Origin of the sequence: Sporofaciens sp. SGI.106 (assembly GCF_050314255.1) — a bacterium.
In the GTDB taxonomy this organism is placed as follows: Bacteria; Bacillota; Clostridia; order Lachnospirales; family Lachnospiraceae; genus Claveliimonas.
In genome coordinates, this window is the sequence record NZ_JBNPMZ010000072.1 from 1 (window position 1) to 264 (window position 264).

The window sequence follows — 264 nt, forward strand, 5'->3', positions numbered from 1 at the left end:
TTGAGCATGTTCAGCAACATTCCATAACCGTTATCCGCAACACTCTTCCCAAAATTCAGACACCTGCTCATTGCCTTCATGTTCAGATCTTCGACAGCAACTACATCATACTCATCAGCCAGTTTTCGGCTCAACTTATGATGAAAGTCTCTTCTCTGGTTTTTGACCTTCTCATGGCAGAGTGCCACCTTTTTCTTCTGTTTCTGATAATTCGAACTTCCACATTTACAACGTGACAGCTTTCGCTGCTCTCTGTTCAGCCGT

At 43.6% G+C, this 264-nt stretch carries 1 protein-coding gene; it reads right to left on the reverse strand.

What is annotated here, in order from left to right:
- Positions 1 to 264, reverse strand: a 264-nt coding sequence (locus ACQRCC_RS15620; RefSeq protein WP_427851664.1) for an RNA-guided endonuclease InsQ/TnpB family protein, incomplete at both ends; no start/stop codon positions are given.